The 1,008-nt window shown below is 33.2% G+C and carries 1 protein-coding gene; it reads left to right on the top strand.

Translation table 11 applies throughout. From position 1 onward, the window contains the following. The first annotated feature begins 596 nt into the window (after positions 1–596). Positions 597–824: a helix-turn-helix transcriptional regulator gene (locus F7D20_RS11645; RefSeq protein ID WP_004302144.1), complete on the top strand. Its 228-nt coding sequence runs from the start codon at positions 597–599 to the stop codon at positions 822–824. The last annotated feature ends 184 nt before the right edge of the window (positions 825–1,008 follow it).

Below are 1,008 nucleotides of genomic sequence, written 5' to 3'. Positions count from 1 at the left end.
ATGGCTTATCAGTAAGGTTGTGAACCGCAAGGTGTGCCAAGCAGAGCAAGTAAAAAACGAGTATCCGATGATTATTGTAATGAACGGAACGATGCCAAGAGATGCTAGTTAGAATCTTTCATCTTTTTAATAAGATTTAATAGCGTACAGAGAGAACGATTTTTGTCGTTGTACACTGTACGCTATTTTTGTTTCGCAATCTTACTGATTGTTTGTAATGTTCTGATAATCAATGCTAATCCGAATGACAAAATGGCAAAAGAAACAAATTAGGAACAACAAAATCCCGTAACCCCAAAATGAAATTATGAGAAAACAAAAATTAACACGGATAACGCGGAATTTTTCCGATTTTGATATTCATAAATCAACTCCAAAAGAAGAAAATTATAAGTAGGCATATCTGTTTTCATTTTAATAGAATATAGTGGTATGCAAGATGAAGATGGGACGAGTCACTGTAAATCATGCAAAAATTAGCAAAATTTCTAATTAGGCAAATTATTTGCCGATTTTTATAATGATTTTCGGATAAACAAACGATATTTGGAGGAAAATGAGTATCTTTGCAACCGAAAACAATAATAATATACGCAATGGCTGAGAAAAATCTTAATCGTATAAAAGTTATGCTTGCAGAAAAGGGGAAAACGAACAAATGGCTTGCAGAGAAACTTGGCAGAGACCAAGCAACCATTTCCAAATGGTGTACCAATGCTTGTCAACCTCCTTTAGAAGCATTAATACAGATATCTCAATGTCTGGAAGTTGATATAAAAGAACTCATTAGGGTTCCTGAACATAATCCTTATAAAGAATTGTAATGAAAAAAATAAATACTTCATTCTCATTATTTGATTTCAATAAGAAACGTGTGACTTAGAGCAATTTGATGCAAGATCTTAGGTGAGTCGGTCTTGACCTTTTAACTCAAGCAGCGAGCACTCGGAGATATTTCTGTTTTTTATCCCAACTGGCTTATAATTCGGAAATTTATCAAAATTTGTA

Origin of the sequence: Segatella copri (genome assembly GCF_009495355.1) — a bacterium.
Lineage (GTDB): Bacteria > Bacteroidota > Bacteroidia > Bacteroidales > Bacteroidaceae > Prevotella.
This window is presented reverse-complemented; position numbering and strand designations above follow the sequence as displayed.